Annotated in this window: 19 protein-coding genes and 2 pseudogenes; 19 read left to right on the top strand and 2 right to left on the bottom strand. The window is 45.4% G+C overall.

What is annotated here, in order from left to right:
- The first annotated feature begins 60 nt into the window (after window positions 1–60).
- The 19 genes and pseudogenes from EUBC25_RS08860 (at window position 61) to EUBC25_RS08950 (ending at window position 17,291) form a co-directional block, all read left to right on the top strand.
- Window positions 61–1,656 (top strand): aryl-sulfate sulfotransferase, encoded by a 1,596-nt coding sequence (locus tag EUBC25_RS08860; protein ID WP_230105134.1) that lies wholly within the window; start codon window positions 61–63, stop codon window positions 1,654–1,656.
- An 82-nt stretch (window positions 1,657–1,738) separates the two neighbouring features.
- Window positions 1,739–2,197, top strand: coding sequence for a hypothetical protein (locus EUBC25_RS08865; protein ID WP_230105135.1), 459 nt, complete (start codon window positions 1,739–1,741; stop codon window positions 2,195–2,197).
- Between the two features lie 145 nt (window positions 2,198–2,342).
- Window positions 2,343–2,654: a hypothetical protein gene (locus EUBC25_RS08870; RefSeq protein ID WP_230105136.1), complete on the top strand. Its 312-nt coding sequence runs from the start codon at window positions 2,343–2,345 to the stop codon at window positions 2,652–2,654.
- Between the two features lie 3 nt (window positions 2,655–2,657).
- Window positions 2,658–3,716 carry a V0D/AC39 family V-type ATPase subunit gene (locus tag EUBC25_RS08875; protein ID WP_230105137.1) on the top strand — a complete coding sequence of 353 codons (1,059 nt, stop codon included), beginning with the start codon at window positions 2,658–2,660 and terminating at the stop codon, window positions 3,714–3,716.
- Window positions 3,713–5,653: a V-type ATP synthase subunit I gene (locus tag EUBC25_RS08880; RefSeq protein ID WP_230105138.1), complete on the top strand. Its 1,941-nt coding sequence runs from the start codon at window positions 3,713–3,715 to the stop codon at window positions 5,651–5,653. Before EUBC25_RS08875 ends, EUBC25_RS08880 begins: the two co-directional genes overlap by 4 nt.
- 18 nt (window positions 5,654–5,671) lie before the next feature.
- Window positions 5,672–6,106 (top strand): ATP synthase subunit C, encoded by a 435-nt coding sequence (locus EUBC25_RS08885; protein WP_230105139.1) that lies wholly within the window; start codon window positions 5,672–5,674, stop codon window positions 6,104–6,106.
- 1 nt (window position 6,107) lies between these two features.
- Entirely contained in the window at window positions 6,108–6,416 is a 309-nt protein-coding gene (locus EUBC25_RS08890) for a V-type ATP synthase subunit F (protein WP_230105140.1), read from the top strand.
- Between the two features lie 31 nt (window positions 6,417–6,447).
- Window positions 6,448–7,035 (top strand): V-type ATP synthase subunit E, encoded by a 588-nt coding sequence (locus EUBC25_RS08895; protein ID WP_230105141.1) that lies wholly within the window; start codon window positions 6,448–6,450, stop codon window positions 7,033–7,035.
- Window positions 7,028–8,794: a V-type ATP synthase subunit A gene (locus EUBC25_RS08900; RefSeq protein ID WP_230105142.1), complete on the top strand. Its 1,767-nt coding sequence runs from the start codon at window positions 7,028–7,030 to the stop codon at window positions 8,792–8,794. The genes EUBC25_RS08895 and EUBC25_RS08900 overlap by 8 nt, the downstream gene beginning before the upstream one ends.
- 15 nt (window positions 8,795–8,809) lie before the next feature.
- Entirely contained in the window at window positions 8,810–10,240 is a 1,431-nt protein-coding gene (locus EUBC25_RS08905) for a V-type ATP synthase subunit B (RefSeq protein ID WP_230105143.1), read from the top strand.
- Between the two features lie 38 nt (window positions 10,241–10,278).
- Window positions 10,279–10,896, top strand: coding sequence for a V-type ATP synthase subunit D (locus tag EUBC25_RS08910; RefSeq protein WP_230105144.1), 618 nt, complete (start codon window positions 10,279–10,281; stop codon window positions 10,894–10,896).
- 47 nt (window positions 10,897–10,943) lie between these two features.
- Window positions 10,944–11,054, top strand: a pseudogene (locus tag EUBC25_RS15015) (type II toxin-antitoxin system prevent-host-death family antitoxin); the annotation flags it as partial.
- Window positions 11,055–11,255, top strand: a pseudogene (locus EUBC25_RS15020) (type II toxin-antitoxin system RelE/ParE family toxin); the annotation flags it as partial.
- A gap of 475 nt (window positions 11,256–11,730) precedes the next feature.
- Window positions 11,731–12,258: an RNA polymerase sigma factor gene (locus tag EUBC25_RS08925; RefSeq protein WP_230105145.1), complete on the top strand. Its 528-nt coding sequence runs from the start codon at window positions 11,731–11,733 to the stop codon at window positions 12,256–12,258.
- Complete coding sequence (locus EUBC25_RS08930) at window positions 12,251–13,066, top strand: hypothetical protein (RefSeq protein WP_230105146.1); 816 nt, start codon at window positions 12,251–12,253, stop codon at window positions 13,064–13,066. The genes EUBC25_RS08925 and EUBC25_RS08930 overlap by 8 nt, the downstream gene beginning before the upstream one ends.
- Window positions 13,051–13,926, top strand: coding sequence for an ABC transporter ATP-binding protein (locus tag EUBC25_RS08935; protein WP_230105147.1), 876 nt, complete (start codon window positions 13,051–13,053; stop codon window positions 13,924–13,926). Before EUBC25_RS08930 ends, EUBC25_RS08935 begins: the two co-directional genes overlap by 16 nt.
- Window positions 13,927–15,198: a hypothetical protein gene (locus tag EUBC25_RS08940; RefSeq protein ID WP_230105148.1), complete on the top strand. Its 1,272-nt coding sequence runs from the start codon at window positions 13,927–13,929 to the stop codon at window positions 15,196–15,198.
- 137 nt (window positions 15,199–15,335) lie between these two features.
- The gene (locus EUBC25_RS08945) at window positions 15,336–16,184 is read left to right on the top strand and encodes a class II fructose-bisphosphate aldolase (protein WP_230105149.1); all 849 of its coding nucleotides are present in this window, start codon (window positions 15,336–15,338) and stop codon (window positions 16,182–16,184) included.
- Window positions 16,185–16,235: 51 nt separating this feature from the next.
- Complete coding sequence (locus tag EUBC25_RS08950) at window positions 16,236–17,291, top strand: carbohydrate kinase family protein (protein ID WP_230105150.1); 1,056 nt, start codon at window positions 16,236–16,238, stop codon at window positions 17,289–17,291.
- A gap of 437 nt (window positions 17,292–17,728) precedes the next feature.
- Here EUBC25_RS08950 and EUBC25_RS08955 read toward each other — a convergent pair whose 3' ends face one another.
- Together EUBC25_RS08955 and EUBC25_RS08960 are read right to left on the bottom strand one after the other, a co-directional pair.
- Window positions 17,729–19,291, bottom strand: a complete 1,563-nt coding sequence (locus EUBC25_RS08955) for a sensor histidine kinase (RefSeq protein WP_230105151.1) — start codon at window positions 19,289–19,291, stop codon at window positions 17,729–17,731.
- A complete protein-coding gene (locus tag EUBC25_RS08960) occupies window positions 19,263–19,967 on the bottom strand; it encodes a response regulator transcription factor (protein WP_230105152.1) in 705 nt (234 codons plus the stop codon). The genes EUBC25_RS08955 and EUBC25_RS08960 overlap by 29 nt, the downstream gene beginning before the upstream one ends.
- Window positions 19,968–20,017 lie beyond the last annotated feature (50 nt).

A 20,017-nucleotide genomic window follows, 5' to 3' on the forward strand; every position in this document is an offset into this window, starting at 1 on the left:
TTTAAACAAAAAAACCTCACTTTTTTTCTCTATTATAAAAAGAAGAAAGTGAGGTTTTTTATGAAGAGAAAGGAAAAAATAGCGGCGGCGGTTATGATCCTGGGTGTGATTGCATGCGCTGTGGGCGTTTCGGTGGGCATGTACAGGGAAAAAGCGGAAGATAAAGAAACACAGGCTGATGATCAGAAACTGCAGTTACAAAAAGAGGAGATCAGGAAGATATATAATACGGACAGCCAGGAGGAGATCCGCGAGGAGTTGGATGACAAAAAGGAAGAGAAGGAATATTCCGAGAGCGACATGCTGGTAGAGTATAATCCTTTTGGCACAAATACGCTGTCTCTCTATGTATATTTTGAAAGTGAGCAGGCAGAAAATGTAAGCTGTACCATTCATGTAGAAGATGAAACTATACCGGATTATACGCAGCAGCTGACGGAGGACGGAAGCTATGTGACAGAGCATGAGTATCAGGTGCTGGGACTTGTGCCGGATCATCAAAATGAAATTATTTTTACCTTTTCTCTTCCGGACGGAAGTTCTTACCAGGAAACGATCACTTATGACATGGGAAGTCTGATGGGAACAGAAGAAACTGTATTGAAAAGTCAGGATGGAACAAGCGAAGAAGAGCTGGAGAACGGTCTGTATGTCATACTTGGAAATGACAGTTCCGGTCTGGATTTTATGTATTATTATGACAATAACGGGGTGATCCGCGGAGAAGTTCCCATCATCGGCTATCGGAGCCACCGGATTTTATTTGACGATGACAATATGTATTACAGCATCTCGGAGACAAGGATGGCGCAGATGGATGAGCTGGGCCAGATCACACAGGTATATGACCTGGGACAGTATGAACTGCACCATGATTATGTATTTGATGATGCAGGTAATATTTTGATCCTGGCCAGTGACACAGGCCAGGACAGTGTGGAAGACATTATTCTCCGGCTGGATACAGAGGACGGTACGGTAGAGGAGGTGCTGGATCTGGAAGATCTGTTCGGAAGTTATAAAGAATCCTGTACAGAGAACAGTGACGGCGAGCTGGACTGGATGCATATTAATACCATTCAGTGGATGGGTGAGGAAGAAATCCTTTTAAGCTCCAGGGAAACCTCTTCTATCATTAAAATAGGAGATATCTATGGTTCGCCTCAAATAGACTATATTATCAGCGATCCGGCAGTGTGGGAGAATACGGACTACAGCAGCTATGTGCTGGAGAAAGACGGTGATTTTCCCAGCCAGGCAGGACAGCACAGCATTACGTATGTGGAGGATTCTTCTTTACCGGAAGGCCAGTATTATATTTATATGTTTAACAACAATATCGGCGTGAGTGAGACAAGACCTGAATTTGACTGGACCGTGATCCCGGGCGTACAGGATTCGGCTTCGGACGGCACGGCTTCCTATTTCTATAAATATCTGGTGGATGAGGAAAAAGGCACCTATCAGCTGACAGAGCGGTTTGAGCTTCCTTACTCAGGGTATGTGAGCAGTGTTCAGGAAATCGGAAATAATATTGTGGCAGACAGCGGTATGCAGGGAGTGTTTGGAGAATATGACAGCAGCGGTGAACTGATCCGGTCATTTACAATGGAAAAAGAATCGTTTATTTACAGAGTATATAAATATAATCTTTAATCCTGAGAAAAGGCATACATATTTTTTCCCCTTTTTGTTCATATTATGAATGAGATATCTGCGGAAACGCGGAAAAGGAATTATGCGGAAAGGAAAAGAGGGATCAGATATGGAAGTGTGTACAGAAAAACTGCTGGAAGAATGCAGCCAGGGATGCAAGATGGCGATCAACAGTATCAATCAGATACAGGAGCATATTGAAAATGACAGACTGTCTGATGTAGTAAGCAGGTATAAGAAAAAGCACAGGGAACTGGAGAAAGAGGCGGCTGCTCTTCTGGAGGCAGAAGGAAAGGCGGAACCCTCCGTGAAGGCAGCCGCGTCCGCTATGTCATGGATTACTACAAATGTAAAACTTATGATGGATGAAGGCAGCGGACAGATCGCAAAACTTTTGATAGACGGATGTAATATGGGCGTTCAGGGAATTACGGAAAACATCCATAAATATAAGGAAGCTTCCAAAGAAAGCAAGTCACTGGCGCAGAAACTGGTGAAGCTGGAAGAGGATATGATGAAAGATATGAAAGAGTTCCTTTAAACAGGGACAGGGTAAAAATACCCTGTCTCTTTTTAACGAAATCTTAACATAAAACAGAAGATTTGAAGGTAAAAAACCATTGCATTTTTTGACAAAAGGTGTATGATAAAGTATATCGGCAATTCATACAAAAAGGAGGCTTTTTATGGACTCTGTTATCAACAAATTGACGGAAATTGAAGAAGCTGCTGATGCCATTGTGGCCCACGCAGAGGAACAGAAAGCGGTTCTTGACAAGGAGTATGAAGAAAGAAAAAAAGCGTTTGACAAAGAATTGGAAGCAAAAACTCAGAGTGAATTAAGTAAGATTCAGGAGGAGCTGGAGGAAGATAAAAAAAGGCTGCTGGACGGCCAGTCCGGCGCGAATGCCGGCAGTATCCGGCTGCTTCTAAAGGAGTATGACGAAAACCACACAAAGTATGCACAGGAAATACTGAAGCGGATTACAGAGGTGTAGCTTATGGGAAATATACTTGCCTACAGTGGGATCGTTACGAAAATACGTGCAATGGAGGCAAAGCTGCTCAGTCCAAAGCAGTTTGAAGAGATCAGTGCAATGAAGAGTGTGCCGGAGGTTGCGGCATATTTGATGGAAAAATCCTCGTATGGGGAGATACTGGACGGGATGCCTCCGGAAATGCTCCATCGCGGTAATATTGAGAAGCTGCTGCTGTTGTCGCTTTATAAGGATTACACGAAAATCTACCGTTTCGGCAGCCAGGATCAGAGACGTTTTCTCAGGCTTTATCTGAAGCGGTATGAAGTGGAGCTCATTAATTACTGTCTGAGGATTGTCATAAATCATTACAGTGAGCCTTTTGATCTGCAGTATAAAAAAATGTTTTTTGATAAATACTCGCAGATCAATATTGACAGCCTTATCCACGCAAGAACGACAGACGAGCTGGTGGAAAATCTGAAAGGAACGGAATATTACGAGCCTCTGAAAAGGCTGCAGAACGGCCGTGCCGTTACCTTGTTTGATTATGATCTGGCGCTGAATTTGTACTATTTTACCGCTATATGGAAAGAGCGGAAAGGAATATTAAAGAGAACTTTGAGTGAGAAGGAGCTGGAGATTTATATCAAAGACTGCGGAGCAAAGATCAATATGCTGAATATTCAGTGGATTTATCGGGCAAAGAAATATTTCAGTCTTTCTTCTGCAGACATATATGCACTTCTCATTCCTGTTCACTATAAGATCAGTACAGATCTGGTGAAAGAAATGGTAGAGGCTCCTTCGGTGGAAGAGTTTTACCGCGCTTTTGAAAAGACATCTTATGCAAGACATTATGACTTTGAAAAAGATCTGACAATAGAGAGAATGTATGCGGATTACCTGCATTATCTGTATGTGACAGACCGGAGGAGAAACCCTTATTCCATTGCTTCTGTCAATACGTATCTCTTTTTAAAGGAAGAGGAGCTGCAGAAGCTGACCACCGCAATAGAATGCGTACGCTATGGTGTTTCGCCTGAAGAGACGCTGGAGTATATAGGAGGGCGGAAAACATGATTGTTAAGATGAAATTTATCAATATATCAGGGCCGAGGGATGATATTGACCGGGTGATGGACCTGTATTTGTCCAGATATGAGATACAGCTGGAATCAGCGCTTTCCGAGCTGAAAACAGTGGATAACCTCCGCCCCTTTGTGGAGATCAATCCCTATAAAGATGCTCTTTTAAAGGCCACGCAGTTTGTCGGCTTTCTGGAAGATTCGGACAGGATAGAACCGGACACCAAGATGGGGCTGGATGATATTTTTGAATTGATCCGCGCTACCAATGAAGAATTTCTTGCTATGGAAGCAAAGAAGGATTCTCTGAAGAAAAAGCAGGAAGATGTGCAGTCCAGACAGAGAGTGATAGAACCTTTCCGCCCGATTGACGGGGAATTAGATAAGATTTTAAGTTATAAATATATCGCCTACCGTTTTGGAAAACTTCCTGCAGAGCAGTACCAGAAAATGGAAAAGTTTTTGATGAACGATCTGGGCGCTATTTTTGTCAAAGGGCAGCAGGATGAAAGTATGGTATACGGCGCTTACTTTGTTTCTCCGGCGGAAGCCCACAAAGTAGACGCAGTATTTCGGTCCCTGCATTTTGAGCGGATCGACATACCGGCAGCGTACAGGGGAACACCTGAGCGTGTCTGCCAGGAATTGACAAAAGAAAGCTTTGATATCCAGAAACAGATCGGCGATATTGAAAAGGAAGAAGCAAAGCTGCTCACAGAAAAGGCTGCAAAACTTGTGGGAGCAAAAAAACGCCTGGAGGAGCTGGCTCACAATTTTGATGTGCGCAAGATGGCAGCCAGGGTGGAAGATAAAAAAGAAGATTATTATATTTTGTGCGGCTGGATGGCGGATGACGACGTAGAAAAGTTCATGGAAGAGGCAAAGGATGACGATAAAGTGTTTATTGTAGTGGAAGATGACCACGATAATTATTTCGGGGAGCCTCCGACCAAACTGGAGAATCCAAAGATCTTCCGGCCCTTTGAAATGTTTGTGGGTATGTATGGCCTTCCGTCTCATGATGAGATGGATCCCACAGTGTTTGTAGGACTTACTTATTCCTTTATTTTCGGCGTTATGTTCGGTGATGTGGGACAGGGACTGCTCCTGGTGATCGTGGGAGCTTTGATCTATCATTTTAAAAGGCTTCCTCTGGCCGGGATCATAGCGACAGCCGGAATCTTTTCCACGATCTTTGGTTTTATGTTCGGCAGTGTCTTCGGCTTTGAAAATATCATAGATCCTCTGTGGATCAGGCCGATCGATCATATGACGACGCTGCCCTTTGTAGGTAAACTGAATACAGTCTTTATCGTATCGGTAGCTTTTGGTATGGGACTGATCATTGTAGCGATGATCCTGCATATTATAAATGCGGTCAGGGCTAAAGATACGGCATCCACCTGGTTTGACGCAAACGGAGTGGCCGGACTTGTGTTTTATGCATCGGTTGCGGCGGTGATCGTCCTGTTTATGACAGGACATAATACTCCGGCGGGAATTGTACTTGGGGTAATGTTCGGTGTGCCTCTGCTTCTGATCCTTTTCAAGGAGCCATTGACAAATAAGATCAAGAAGAAAACGGCTAAAATGGAAGAGAGCAAGGCGATGTTCATTGTGGAAGGTTTTTTTGAGCTGTTTGAAACATTGTTAAGTTACTTTTCAAACACTCTTTCCTTTGTCCGTATCGGAGCATTTGCCGTAAGTCACGCAGCCATGATGGAAGTTGTCCTGATGCTTGCGGGCGCAGAAGAGGGAAGTCCCAACTGGGTAGTCATTGTCCTCGGCAACCTGTTTGTATGTCTGATGGAAGGGTTGGTTGTCGGCATTCAGGTACTCCGTCTGGAATATTATGAAATGTTCAGCCGTTTTTACAAAGGAAGCGGACGGGCGTTTGATCCATATACAAAGACGAAAAACAATAAAAAGTAGAGAAGGAGGAGAGCGAATATGACTCTTGCAGCCAGACTGATTCTTATTGCAGCTTTGATTTTAAGTATTATCATTCCTTTCGGATATTATCTGATCGGGGAAAAGAACAAGGGACGGTATAAACGGGCTCTTGGAGTGAATGTATTTTTCTTTTTCGGAGCGTTTGTGATCGGAGGCATTATGATGTTTTCCGGAATGGACGCACAGGCGGCGGAAGCAGCGGGAGAAGCTGCCTCTATGGCGACAGGACTTGGCTATATCGCTGCTGCTCTGGTTACCGGTTTATCCTGTATCGGCGGCGGTATCGCTGTGGCAAGCGCAGCAAGTGCGGCGCTTGGAGCAATCAGTGAAGATTCCAGCGTTCTTGGTAAATCACTGATCTTTGTAGGACTTGCAGAAGGTGTCTGCCTTTACGGGCTGATCATCTCCTTCATGATCCTGGGACAGCTGTAGCATGAAAATGTATTTAATCAGTGATAATGTAGATACCTATACAGGAATGCGCCTTGCAGGCGTTGATGGGGTTGTAGTTCATGAAAGAGAAGAACTCTATCATGCGCTCCAGAATGTTCTGCAGGACAAAACAGTAGGCATTGTTCTTCTGACGGAGAAATTCGGCAGAGAATTTCCGGATATCATTGATGAGTTCCGGCTGGAGAGAAAGATGCCTCTTCTGATCGAGATTCCTGACAGGCACGGAACCGGCCGCAGTAAAGACTTTATCACTTCTTATATTACAGAAGCAATCGGACTGAAATTATAAGACAGTAATCAAAAATAAGGAGGGATTCCTCTTGACATTAGAAGAAAAGATCGCACACATCCGAAGTGTATCCATGGAAGAAGCCAGGACAGAAGGAAATTCCATTATCAGCTCCTATAAAGAAGCATTGGAGAAGGTGTTTGAAGATCATAAAAGAGAGGCACAGCACCAGGCTCAGACCCGGATCAAAGCAGAGACGACCAATGCCAGACTGCAGAGAAACCAGGCTATGGCAAAGGCGCAGCTGGATCTGAAGCGGGAGCAGAGCAAAGTGCAGCAGGAGCTGAAGGACAAAATTTTTGATGAGGTGCATCAGCTTATCGCAGCATACAGAAAAACACCGGAATACGACCGTTTTCTTGCGGATTGCATTAAGAACGCACTGGATTTTGCCGGGCGGGAAGAAATGACAATTTATATTGATCCTTCCGATCAGGAGAAAAAGTCTGCTTTGGAAAAGGAAACAGGGGTGCTTCTTACGATCAGTGCGGAAGATTTTATAGGCGGGGTGCGCTCTGTCATCCGCAGCAGAAATATTCTGATCGATCATTCTTTTAAGACAGCTCTTCAGAATGAATATGATCAGTTCATGCTTCAGGGAGGTGAGGGACTTGGCTAATACCGGGAAAATTTACGGGATCAATGGTCCTGTCATCTATTTGAAGGGAAATACAGGATTCTGTATGTCGGAGATGGTATATGTCGGTGAAGAACATCTGGTAGGAGAAGTCATTGCCCTTGATAAAGACAGGACAACGATACAGGTTTATGAAGAAACATCCGGTCTTAGACCGGGGGAAGAAGTTATCGCATCGGGCGGACCTGTCTCAGTAACATTGGCTCCCGGCATACTGAATAATATTTTCGATGGAATCGAACGCCCTTTGGAGAAGATATCCGAGAGCGGCGGAGCATTTATCACCAAGGGAGTTTCCGTGGATTCTCTTGATAAAACAAAAAAATGGAGTACCCATATCACAGTAAAAGAAGGAGAATATCTTCACGGAGGAGATATCTTTGCAGAAGTACCGGAAACCCGGGCTATTGTCCATAAATGTATGATCCCGCCTGATGTGGAAGGTACTGTCGTATCAGTTGCAGAAGATGGAGACTACACCATAGAGGAAACGTTGATCGTGGTGGAGGGAAATAACGGGAAAAGAACTGAGGTCGCCATGGCACAGAAATGGCCGATCCGGACTGCGCGCCCTGTAAGCCAGCGGTTTTCCGCATCGGTTCCTCTTGTGACAGGACAGAGGATCATTGACACCATGTTTCCTATTGCAAAGGGAGGAACGGCAGCAATCCCAGGGGGATTCGGAACAGGAAAGACAATGACGCAGCACCAGATCGCAAAGTGGTCGGATGCGGACATTATCATTTATATCGGATGCGGAGAGCGTGGAAATGAAATGACCCAGGTTCTGGAAGAGTTTGCCGAGCTGACAGATCCAAGAACGGGGAACCCTTTGATGGACCGGACCACACTTATCGCCAACACATCCAATATGCCTGTGGCTGCCAGAGAAGCCAGTATTTATACAGGACTTACGCTGGCAGAGTATTATCGGGACATGGGATATGACGTGGCGATCATGGCGGACTCTACATCCCGGTGGGCAGAGGCATTAAGGGAGCTGTCCGGACGTTTGGAGGAAATGCCGGCGGAAGAAGGTTTCCCTGCTTATCTTGCCTCAAGGCTTTCGGCGTTTTATGAAAGGGCAGGTATGATGCATAATCTGAATGGAACAGACGGCTCTGTCTCTATTATCGGGGCAGTGTCCCCACAGGGAGGAGATTTCTCGGAGCCTGTCACCCAGAATACGAAGCGGTTCGTGCGGTGTTTCTGGGGATTGGATAAGAGTCTTGCCTACTCCCGACATTTCCCGGCGATTCACTGGCTTAGCAGTTACAGTGAATATCTGGGAGATCTGGCGCCCTGGTACCAGGATAACGTATCGCCGAAATTTGTCGATTACAGAAACCGCCTGATGGCGCTTCTCAATCAGGAGAGCAGTCTTCTGGAAATTGTCAAGTTGATCGGAAGCGATGTGCTTCCTGATGATCAGAAGCTGATCCTGGAGATCGCCAGAGTGATCCGTCTGGGATTCCTGCAGCAGAACGCTTTCCATAAGGATGACACCTGCGTTTCCATGGAAAAGCAGTTTTTAATGATGGATACCATACTTTATCTCTATAAACAGGCGAGAGCATTGGTGACAATGGGGCATCCCATGTCTGTTTTGAAAGCGGAAAATATTTTTGAGCGTGTCATTTCCATTAAATATGATGTTCCGAATGACCGGCTGGAAATGTTTGCACAGTACCATCGTGACATTGACGCGTTTTATCAGCGCGTATTGGAAAAGAATGCGTAAAGGGGGAAATAGATCATGCCAATAGAATATCTTGGACTTAGCAACATCAATGGCCCTCTGATCGCCATGGAAGGGATACAGGATGCCTTTTATGATGAGATTGTGGAATTTGTTGTAAATGGTACGGAAAGAAGAATCGGACGTATCATTGAGCTGTATGAAGATAAAGCCGTGATCCAGGTGTTTGAAGGGTCGGAAGGTATGTCCCTTAAGAATACCCATACCAGGCTGACCGGGCATCCTATGGAGATCGCGCTTTCCAAAGATATGCTGGGACGGACGTTCAATGGGATCGGCCAGCCTATTGATGATCTGGGGCCCATCGTCTCCAGATTAAAGAGGGATGTCAACGGCCTTCCGCTGAATCCTGTCAAGAGGGAATATCCGAGAAACTACATCCGGACAGGGATTTCCGCCATTGACGGACTTACCACGCTGATCCGCGGGCAGAAGCTGCCTATCTTTTCAGGGAACGGACTTCCCCACGACCAGCTGGCGGCACAGATCGTAAAGCAGGCGTCCCTCGGAGAGGATTCCAATGAGGAATTTGCCATTGTATTTGCAGCCATGGGCGTGAAGCATGATGTGGCGGATTTTTTCCGAAGGACATTTGAGGAGAGCGGGGCGGCAGACCATGTTGCCATGTTCCTGAATCTGGCAAATGACCCGGTGGTGGAGCGTCTGATCACACCTAAGGTGGCGCTGACAGTTGCCGAATACCTGGCGTTTGAGCAGAATATGCATATCCTTGTTATATTGACGGATATGACATCCTTTGCAGAGGCCATGCGTGAAGTTTCTTCCTCAAAAGGAGAGATTCCCAGCCGAAAAGGATTTCCCGGCTATCTGTACAGTGAGCTGGCGGCCATTTATGAGCGTGCGGGCATTGTCCGCGGCGTAAACGGTTCCGTGACACAGATTCCCATCCTGACTATGCCAAACGATGATATCACTCATCCGATCCCGGATCTGACCGGATATATTACAGAGGGGCAGATTGTTCTGGACCGCAATCTGAACGGACAGTCTATCTATCCGCCTATCAGTGTCCTTCCTTCTCTTTCCCGTCTGATGAAGGACGGCATCGGCGAGGGTTATACAAGGGAAGATCATCAGGATCTTGCCAATCAGCTCTTTTCCGCCTATGCAAAAGTAGGAGATGCAAGGAACCTTGCTTCTGTTATCGGGGAAGATGAACTGTCACCTATTGACAAGGAATATCTTGCTTTCGGAAAAGAATTTGAAGAAAAATATATCGGACAGGGTGCGGAGGAGAACCGTACCATTGAAGAGACATTGAATCTGGGCTGGGAGCTTTTGGGAAGGCTTCCGAAAGAAGAACTGGACCGTGTGGATACAAAGATACTGGATAAATATTATCATCCCACAAAACGGGACGAGGGCGTTACTACAAGCGCAAGTCCGGGTTCCATTGCCAATCAGTAGAGCAATCTTATAAGTATTCATAAGAAGGGAGGGACGTTATGGATCCGCGTACATTTCCGACCAAGGGAAATCTGATGCTGGCGAAAAACTCGCTGGCCCTTGCCAGGCAGGGATATGAGCTGATGGATAAGAAGAGAAATATTCTGATACGCGAGCTGATGGAACTGATTGACGAGGCCAGGAGCATCCAGGAAGAGATTGACAGCACCTTTACCTATGCGTATCAGTGCCTGCAAAGAGCCAATATTGAGAACGGGATCAGCACGATCTCTCAGATTGCCTATACGGTTCCCATTGAGGATTCCGTAGTGATCCAGACGAGAAGTATCATGGGGACAGAGATACCTCATGTGAAATACACACCCTCCGCTGCCGTTCCCACTTATGCATTCAGCACGACAAAGGAGTCGGTAGATCAGGCGGTGGAGGCCTTCCGTAAGGTAAAAGACCTGACCGTCAAGCTGTCCATGGTAGAGAATGCAGCCTACCGGCTGGCAGCCAATATTAAGAAAACACAAAAAAGGGCGAACGCTCTTCAGAATATCACAATTCCGATGTATACAAATCTTGTGTATACTATTACCAATGCACTGGAAGAAAAAGAACGGGAAGAATTTACCCGTCTGAAGGTCATTAAGAGACGAAAGCAGGGGTAAATAGGGAGAGAGATTTCTTTATCAGGGATGGATTTTTTGAAAAATCCATCCCTGATTTGAGAAATTATAATGAAGTTAAAAAAATGCAGGACAGGAGAGCCAGTATTTCTGACAAAAAATGGAGAGGACGTTTTGTAGTACTAGACATAGAGGATTATATCGCTGAAGATAATCCGGAATACGCTGCAAAGACGATAAGAGAAATTTATGCTAAATTTGAGAACATTCAAGTATTCCCCGCAATGGGGACAGATCTCTCTAAAAAGGTCAGCTTTCAAACAGACTACAAATATACTGTTTGGAAGAACTATGTGATTATTTATAAGGTGGTAGAAGAGTATGTGGAAATCTACCGAATTTATTTTTTAGATTTCCGTTCCCGTATCCATATTTCTATGACATATATCAATATCTGTAAACCGCAAAAGAAAGAAAATCCTGCAAGATGTGGATTCTCTGGATATTCAAGATAAATAGTTCTAAGAGTTAAATAACCGATGCAGAAAATTAAGATTATATTATTTGTTATTTTACGTAGGTTCATTTTTTCCCCAACCTTTCACATTGATATATTGTTTCCGGTTCTGTCTTAAACGTAAAACTAATTTGATATCGTCTCCAGTCTTCACTTAAAAGTTTATCTAAAGTATATCATACAACTGGCATAATGTCTTCAGATTATCTATATCAGGAATATTCCGGTCATTTTCCCAATCTGGCGTAATCAGCCGTTTACAAATCCGAAAGATTTTCTTCCCCCTTTAATCATTTTCCCCCGTTCGATCCGTTGTATATTATATAGAGACTCTATTACCTCAAAGCAAAGGGAAAACTATGACGCGTGAAGATGAAATTTTTGAACAACTGAAAAGTGGAAACCGTGATGCAGTGGAAGAACTGGTACAGCTTTATTATGGAGAAATCCTTGTCTACTGCAGATATCATGTTCCTGATCCGGGGATGGCGGAGGACGCTGTGCAGGAAACCTTTCTGAAAGTGTTCCGCTATCTGGACCGTTACAGACATAAGGGAAAGTTCCGCGCCTTTTTATATCAGGTGGCAGCCAATACCTGTGTGGATCTGTGCAGAAAAACAAGAAGCAACGGTCTTTTGCCCGAAATCTCATACCGGGACAAAGGGTTGGATGAGGAAGAGGAGAAAGAAGATTTCCTGCTTCTATTGAGCTGCCTGCCGGACGACCTTAGGGAAATTGTATTTTTAAGGTTTTCCCAGGAACTGAAACTTAGGGAAATCGGACAGGTTTTAAACCTTCCGCTCCGAACGGTTCAGTCAAGACTTAGAAAAGCGTTAAAACTGCTGGAAAAAGAAATGGAAGAAAGAAGGTGGAATATGAATGAATAGACGTATGGTGAAAAATGTAATAAAACAGGAATTTCAAAAAGAGAAAGAAAAATCTGTACCGTGCAGTGCTCACGTTTACCAGACAGCCAGGCGGGCGGCAGATATGTGGGAAATAAGACGCTCCTTTGGTCCCGATGCAGGATTTTTAAGGCTCCTTGCCAGTCAGGTGCGGTGTGTGGGAAAGCTCAGCCTGGGACTGCAGCTTCTTATTTTTATTTTTGTGCTTATTGTAGTAACAGCTCTGACAGAAGAGGGGCCTCGGGGGCTGGTATATCTCCAGAACAAAGGAGTACTGATCTTATGTGTCTCAGCAGTTGCGGCGGCGTGGAGCAGCGTTCCTGCCTTTGCCAGATCTTTTCGCCATAATATGGCGGAGCTGGAAGAGTCTTCTTATTTTTCACTGTCCCGCCTGATGATGGCAAGAATTGTTGTGTGTATGGGGAGTGCCGGGATTATGGCGGCGTCTATTGGAGGATTCGTTTTTGTCAGAAATATCGTTTGTTTTAATGAGCTGGCAGCTTATCTCATCCTGCCATTTCTGCTCTCTGTTGCCTGTGTTTTCTATTTCATGCTTCAGAAAAGGGAACACCTTGTATGGGGAAGTACCATATCGCTGATTCTTGTGGCAGGAGCGTTTCTTATATGGCGCAAAGTCTGGGGATATGACGGAAGCGGCAGCCTGTCGGCGGTTATATGGGTGCTGTGCGCTCTTTCGCTTTTGGCCTGCCTTCTTGAGATCTGGAAATTAAAGAAAACTCAATTTTATTTTGAACAGGAAGGGGAAGAGATGGAATGGAACTTTGTATAAAAGATCTGACGAAAGAATTTAAAGATAAAAGGGCAGTGGATCGCGTGAACTGGACGCTGACTCCGGGCATATGGGGGCTTCTTGGAGCAAACGGAGCCGGAAAGACAACCCTTATGCGCATGGTGGCAGGTCTGATAAAGCCTTCGTCGGGAACGGTGGAATACGACAATGTTTCTATTGATGTACTGGGAGGAAGCTACCGCAGTATTTTCGGTTATCTGCCCCAGGAATTTGGCTTTTATCCGGAATTTCATGTGCAGGATTATCTGGATTATATGGCGGCGTTAAAAGGGATCAGCAGGAAAACAGCCGCAAAACGGATAGAAGGTCTGCTGCAGACATTTTCCCTGGCAGATGTAAGGAAAAAGAAGATCCGCCAGCTGTCCGGAGGAATGAAGAGGAGGGTGGGAATCGCACAGGCTCTTTTAAACGATCCGGAAGTGTTGATCCTGGATGAGCCGACCAGCGGACTTGATCCGGGAGAGCGGATCAAATTACGCAATCTTCTGTCGGAATTTGCCACAGACCGCATTGTGCTGATATCTACTCACATTGTTCCGGACATTGAGTATATTGCGGCGAGTACGGCGATTATGAAAGAAGGAAAAATTGTGGCGGCCGGAACGCCAAAAGAACTTCTTAAGCAGGTGGAGCATAAAGTGTGGTCAGCCTGTATTCCGGAATATGATCTTCATAAGTATGAAAAAAATCTGCGTATTGTAAATATCCGGGGGGAAGAAGAAAATATGGTTTCTATCCGTTACCTGGCAAAGAAGCCTGTGATAGAAGGAACAAAAGAATGTGCTCCAAAGCTGGAGGACTTGTATTTGTGGCTCTTCCCGGAAGAGGAGGTGGAATAGATGCGTATTTTTACAGCAGAGCTGAAACGATTTTTAAAGACAAGGTCCGTACAGATCACGCTGCTTTTGGGTCTGCTTTTTGCGGTGGCGCTGGCGTATTTTCCGATTTCATTTGAAAGCTATATTTATACGGATGAAGACGGGCAGGAAGTGACGGTTGAAGGACTGGAAGCCATCCGAATGCAAAGAGAAAATCAGGGGCAGTTCCACGGAGAGATCACCGAAGAAAAGCTTGCAGAATCCATCGACCGGTGGCATTCATTTGAAAACCGGTATGAGGGAGGGCTTCCTGACGGGATTTATGACGACCGGGTAAGTGGGAGCGATTATTTCCAGGATGTCTATCCCTATGAGTGGATCTTGACGAGAATGTCGGAAGCCTATGCAGAACCGGAGACAGGAATGGCTCTTTCCAGAGAAGAATTGACAGAGGAACATGCAGATGGATTTTATCAGCAGATAGACCAGCATTTGTCCGATCTTCTCTATCTGGAAAACGGTACCGGAAAGAAAGTGGATGCGGCGGTAAGTCAGGCGAAAACACTCTATGAACAGATAGACCGGCCGTTTTATTATGAGTCGGGTATTTCCTCCAATGCGGTGGATTATACAGTGCTTATTGTGTTTTTACTTGTCATACTGGGGACGATCCTGGTAGCACCTGCATTTTCCGGTGATTATCAGACCCAGGCGGAGCAGATCATAAAATGTACCAGACACGGGCGAAGGAAACTTGCAGTAAACAGAATACTGGCAGCCCTTTTGATCGTGACAGTAGAATATTTTCTCTGCACTGGTATTTTCCTTTTGATCATGGACACGGCATTTGGATGGGAGAGTCTGAAGACTTCTGTGCAGGCGCTTCTGTCTGTGGCTGTCTTTCTGCCCGTGAATATATGGGAGCTGCAGATTCTGATCATTTTGGGAGGATATATCAGCCTTCTGGCAACCATATGCTTTACTCTGTTTTTATCCGGGAGAATGAAAAAAATATTTTCTTCATCCATCCTGGCTCTGGTGTTTCTTTTCCTTCCGCTTCTGCTCTATATCATGGCAAATGGAAATGTGGGAAACTGGCTGCGCTGTCTTCTTCCTTCCTCCGGAGTGGGACTTAATAACAGCCTGACCTATGCGCTCCTGGACACAAAATTTGTCTTTGCCGGCGATATGGCGGTATGGATTCCCTTTGTTATGGTGGGAGCGGCCGCAGTGGAAACGGTGGTATTTTTCCTCTTTGCTGTGCGTGACTGGTGCGGGAAGAGCAAAGGGTAAAAAAGAGCAGGAAACCCGGAAGAAAATCCGGAATATGTTTTGACTTTCCCCTGTCTTTCCGCTACACTGGAAGAAGTAGATTTGTAAATTAGATTTATGAATCAATATAACAAAAGTGGAAATAAGGAGGAAATGGTATGCTTGTCACATTACGGGAGGTTTTAAAGGATGCGAAGGAAAAAAAGTACGGTGTGGGACTCTTTAATACAGTGAATCTGGAAATGACAAAAGGGGTGATACAGGCTGCGGAGGAGCTGAGCTCACCGGTTATTATCGGAACGGCAGAGGTACTTCTTCCTTATGCGGAACTGGAAGAGCTGGCGTATTTTATGGTTCCCATGGCGAAGAAAGCTTCTGTTCCGGTCGTGCTGCATTTCGACCACGGAGTAACCGAGCAGAGGATTATGGAGGCGCTGAAGCTGGGGTATACCTCTGTCATGTATGACTGTTCTACAGATACCTATGAGAATAATGTAAAACGTGTGGCGGATATGGTGAAAACAGCAGAAACCTTTGGTGCATCAGTAGAAGCAGAATTGGGGCATGTAGGAGCCAATGAGGGAAATCTGGGAAAAACAGATGCAGAAGATGACAGCATTTATACCCAGCCGGAGCAGGCAAAGGATTTTGCCAAGCGGACAAATGTGGATGCGCTGGCAGTGGCTATTGGAACGGCTCACGGAGCGTATAAGGAAAAGCCCAGACTCGATATCGGAAGGCTTGCGGAAATATCCCGTACAATAGAAACTCCTTTAGTGCTGCACGGGGGAAGCGGGCTTTCCGATGACGATTTCAGAAACTGTGTGGCAAACGGAATTACGAAGATTAATATTTTCACGGATATCAACTGTATCGCCGCAAAGGCTGCTTATGAAAATTACAGGGAAGGACTGGGGCAGACGAATATACAGAATCAGGTGATCGAGGCAGTGAAGCAGGAGACCATGAAGAAAATGAAGGTGTTCGGAAGCGTGAACAGAGCTTAGATAAAAGCATATGCGTCTGTTTGGAAAACGTAAGGGAAAGGAGCAGAGGATATGGCAAAGATCATTGTTGCGGGACATGTCTGTCTGGATATCACTCCGGTGTTTTCGGCAGAAAAAGTCCTGCCGCTTCAAAAGATCATGGTTCCGGGCAAGCTGACACAGATGAAGGATATTACCCTAAGTACAGGCGGTGTTGTGGCAAACACCGGACTGGCTTTAAAGTTTTTGGGCGCTGATGTAGAGCTGATGGGAAAAATCGGAAAAGATGAGCTGGGACAGATCGTGTACAGCCGTTTTCAGAAGTATAATGCGGAGAAGGGACTTATTGTATCAAAGGACAGCAGTACGTCTTATACAATAGCCATCGCGCCTCCGGGAACAGATCGGATTTTTCTGCATAATCCGGGAGCGAATGATACCTTTTCGCTGGAGGATCTGGATTTTGGAAAAATTGCTGAGGCAGACCTTTTCCATTTTGGGTATCCTCCTCTTATGAAGCGTACCTATGCAGAGGATGGACGAGAATTGATCGAGATGTTCCGGCGGATAAAAGAGACGGGAACGATTACATCTCTTGATATGGCGTTTGTAGATGAGGACAGCGAGGCGGGAAAAGCCGACTGGGAGAAGATCCTTCGGAACGTGCTGCCCTATGTGGACTATTTTGTTCCGAGTGTGGAAGAACTCTGCGCCATGGTCGATAAGAAGAGATACGAGGAATGGCAGAAGAGAGCCGGCAGTCAGGATATTACCACTGTGCTGGATATTGAAAAAGACGTTGCTCCCCTGGCGGAGAAAGTCCTGGAAATGGGAACCGGAAATCTGCTGATCAAATGCGGAGCTGCCGGGCTGTATTTTCAGAATGGCAAGATCGGGATTTTTGAGAGAAGTTATAAGCCGGAAATCGTTCGTTCCGGAACAGGGGCTGGAGATACATGTATTGCGGCGTTTTTAAAAGCGGTTATGGACGGGCGCTCCATAGAGACCTGCCTTCATCTGGCGGCGGCGGAAGGGGCAAGCTGTGTGGAAGCCTACGATGCACTGGGAGGTTTAAGAACTCTGGAAGAACTGGAGAAGAAAATAGAAGCCGGATGGGCGAAACAGTAAAGGGGCAGGTTTTACCTGCTCCCTTTTACTTGAGAAGGATTTGCCGGATCTTTCTCATATCCATTTCCGGCAGAACAAATGTGGCAGCGGGCGCTGCTTCTTTTGGTGAAATATTGGAATGTACATAAAGTTCCTCCAATTTCTGTTTATGTATATTATACAGGATATGGAAAAGAAGGGTTATAGAATTTGTCTATAAATATATGTGGAAAAACAATTGGCATTTGTCAGAGAATGTTACTATACTTGATAGTAGGAGAAAGAAGAATGGAAGGAGGATAGTTTTATCGCTTGCGCTTGAAAAAGTGAATGGTTAGAAAGTGCCGGCTGATTCACATATTTTTAATTGTTTTCGTTTTTTGTTTTGGTGTTTTTTATGAGAATTAAAAGCTGCTGTCTGGGAGATCGGGATCCAGACAGCAGCTTTTCTATACATGTTATATTTCTTCGGAAGAGACTCCCAGCAGATCGAAACAGAGAGATGTTTTGAATTGATCTCCGTCTATATGGACGGTCAGCTCGCCTCCCATATTTTTAACGAAGCTTTCGGCTATGGCAAGTCCCAGGCCGTGTCCTTCTGTATTTCTGGACTTGTCCCCCCGTGAAAATCGTTCCATGATCTCTTCAGGAGTAAAAGCCATCTCATAAGAGGCGGTGTTTTTAATCGTTACGATCACTTTCTGTTCTTTTTTTTCAGCAGAAACGAAAATGCGGGTTCCTTTCATGGAATATTTCAGAGCGTTGTCCAGGAGATTCTGCAGTACGCGGTACAGCTTTTTCCCATCTCCGATAAATTTCAGAGGCGTTTCGGCGATATTTTCCCGGATGACCATGCCGCTTTTCTGAATGGCATCTTCCATATCTCCAAGAGTTTGTTCCAGGAGTTTTTTCATATCCAGCTCTTCCAGTTCAAATTCCGCTGTGCCGCTTGTGGATTTTGACAGATCAAAAATGTCCTGAATCATCCGTTTCAGATGCTCCTGTTTGTCGGCCAGAATTTCCACATAGTCCCTCGCCTCGTCGCTTAGCGGCTCTGTTTTTAAAAGTTCCACATAGCCGATCATGGATGTGAGAGGCGTTTTGAGATCATGGGATACATTGGTGATCAGTTCTATTTTCATCCGCTCAGATTTCATTTGCTTTTCCAGAATGGATTTCAGGTTGGAACGGATTGCCAGAAGAGATTGTGACGCCGGATAAAGTTCTGAATTTTCCGGAAAGGAAACAGAAGTATTCAGATCTCCTTTCGCCATTTCATTGATCTGCTGGATCAGACGTCCCAGGTCTTTGTAAATGCGGTTGTGGATCAGTCCTTTGGCGGCGGCAACCAATATAATAGCGGATCCTGCTATGATGAACAGAAAGTACACAGAACCGACCGCATCAAAAGACACCCAGATACAGCATCCGACTCCCGCGAGGATGAAGAGAAACGGCCACAGATTTTTCCTTGCAAGGCGTTTCTCCAGAGGGGTAGCTTCCCGCCATTTTTCTGCCATCCCATATAATAGTGAAGTTTGTTTTACACTGCCAAGAAGGAAGCGCCGCATCACAAGCAGACATTCGCCAAGGAACAAAAGTGCCAGCGGAAGAAAAAAGAGAATAGATACAATGGGCACAGCGCCTGTACCAATGAAAAAGTAACCAAACAGCAGGCTGTCTCTCATACAGATATATAGCGAGTGAAGCCAGAGGAAGCCGGTGAAGCCGGTAAAAGCCGCCAGCAGTTCCAGATGGATATGATCCAGAGACAACGGCTTTATATTTTTCCAGGAGGAAGGACGGTAAAAGAGAAAAACAAGGTAGATAAGCACAGCAATACCTGCCAGCCCGCCAAGGAGCAGACGAAACATGTGTCCCATAGAATTGTAGAAATAATAGGCGTTCCATAAGTAAGAGAGACTCATCCCGGCGATTCCGGCCAGGATGCAGCCGCTAAGCAGCCACGCAAAGAATACGATTTTTGTACGTCTAGGTATCTTTTTCAATTTTGTAACCAATTCCCCACACCACCTTTAAATATTTTGGATTTTTCGGATCGATTTCGATTTTTTCCCGGATTCTGCGAATATGTACCATGACTGTTTTTTCCCCGGCATAGGCGTCTTCCTTCCATACACGGCTGTAAATCTGTTCAGCGGAAAAGACATAGCCGGGATGCTCCATTAAAAGCTCCAGGATTTTAAATTCTGTGGCAGTCAGTTTTACCAAAGCGCCGTCCACAGTTACCTGTTTTGTATTGCGGTCAAGGAGCAGACTGCCGTTTTTCAGTGTGTCGCCATCATTTTGCGAAAGAGCTGATCCAAGAGAAAAATACCGCCTAAGCTGTGAGCGGATCCTCGCCATAAGTTCTGCCGTATTATATGGTTTTGTTACATAGTCATCCGCACCCATGGACAGGCCGATCACTTTGTCGCTTTCCTCTGTTCGGGCCGACAGCATAATGACTGGAATGTTGTTCTTTTCCCGTATTTTCATGAGAGCGGACAGGCCGTTAAGCTGAGGCATCATGACATCCAGGATGATAAGATGAATGGTCTCAGACAAAAGAAGATCCAGGGCTTCTTTGCCGTCATAAGCTTTTTTGACCCCATAGCCCTCCCGCTCAAGAAGTTTCCCAAGAGAGCGAACGATCTCCCGGTCGTCGTCAACGACTAAAATGCAGTACTGTTCCATAATAAATCCTCCTGTGTGCCAAATGGTTCTCCTGAACACTGAAGTTAGTA

It is taken from the genome of Claveliimonas bilis (assembly GCF_020892095.1).
Taxonomy (GTDB): domain Bacteria; phylum Bacillota; class Clostridia; order Lachnospirales; family Lachnospiraceae; genus Claveliimonas; species Claveliimonas bilis.

Excerpts from the sequence above, each read along its gene's own strand:
- EUBC25_RS08860 (WP_230105134.1), top strand. The coding sequence starts at position 61 with ATGAAGAGAAAGGAAAAAATAGCGGCGGCGGTTATGATCCTGGGTGTG.
- EUBC25_RS08865 (WP_230105135.1), top strand. The coding sequence starts at position 1,739 with ATGCGGAAAGGAAAAGAGGGATCAGATATGGAAGTGTGTACAGAAAAA.
- EUBC25_RS08870 (WP_230105136.1), top strand. The coding sequence starts at position 2,343 with ATGGACTCTGTTATCAACAAATTGACGGAAATTGAAGAAGCTGCTGAT.
- EUBC25_RS08875 (WP_230105137.1), top strand. The coding sequence starts at position 2,658 with ATGGGAAATATACTTGCCTACAGTGGGATCGTTACGAAAATACGTGCA.
- EUBC25_RS08880 (WP_230105138.1), top strand. The coding sequence starts at position 3,713 with ATGATTGTTAAGATGAAATTTATCAATATATCAGGGCCGAGGGATGAT.
- EUBC25_RS08885 (WP_230105139.1), top strand. The coding sequence starts at position 5,672 with ATGACTCTTGCAGCCAGACTGATTCTTATTGCAGCTTTGATTTTAAGT.
- EUBC25_RS08890 (WP_230105140.1), top strand. The coding sequence starts at position 6,108 with ATGAAAATGTATTTAATCAGTGATAATGTAGATACCTATACAGGAATG.
- EUBC25_RS08905 (WP_230105143.1), top strand. The coding sequence starts at position 8,810 with ATGCCAATAGAATATCTTGGACTTAGCAACATCAATGGCCCTCTGATC.
- EUBC25_RS08910 (WP_230105144.1), top strand. The coding sequence starts at position 10,279 with ATGGATCCGCGTACATTTCCGACCAAGGGAAATCTGATGCTGGCGAAA.
- EUBC25_RS08925 (WP_230105145.1), top strand. The coding sequence starts at position 11,731 with ATGACGCGTGAAGATGAAATTTTTGAACAACTGAAAAGTGGAAACCGT.
- EUBC25_RS08930 (WP_230105146.1), top strand. The coding sequence starts at position 12,251 with ATGAATAGACGTATGGTGAAAAATGTAATAAAACAGGAATTTCAAAAA.
- EUBC25_RS08935 (WP_230105147.1), top strand. The coding sequence starts at position 13,051 with ATGGAACTTTGTATAAAAGATCTGACGAAAGAATTTAAAGATAAAAGG.
- EUBC25_RS08940 (WP_230105148.1), top strand. The coding sequence starts at position 13,927 with ATGCGTATTTTTACAGCAGAGCTGAAACGATTTTTAAAGACAAGGTCC.
- EUBC25_RS08945 (WP_230105149.1), top strand. The coding sequence starts at position 15,336 with ATGCTTGTCACATTACGGGAGGTTTTAAAGGATGCGAAGGAAAAAAAG.
- EUBC25_RS08950 (WP_230105150.1), top strand. The coding sequence starts at position 16,236 with ATGGCAAAGATCATTGTTGCGGGACATGTCTGTCTGGATATCACTCCG.
- EUBC25_RS08960 (WP_230105152.1), bottom strand. The coding sequence starts at position 19,967 with ATGGAACAGTACTGCATTTTAGTCGTTGACGACGACCGGGAGATCGTT.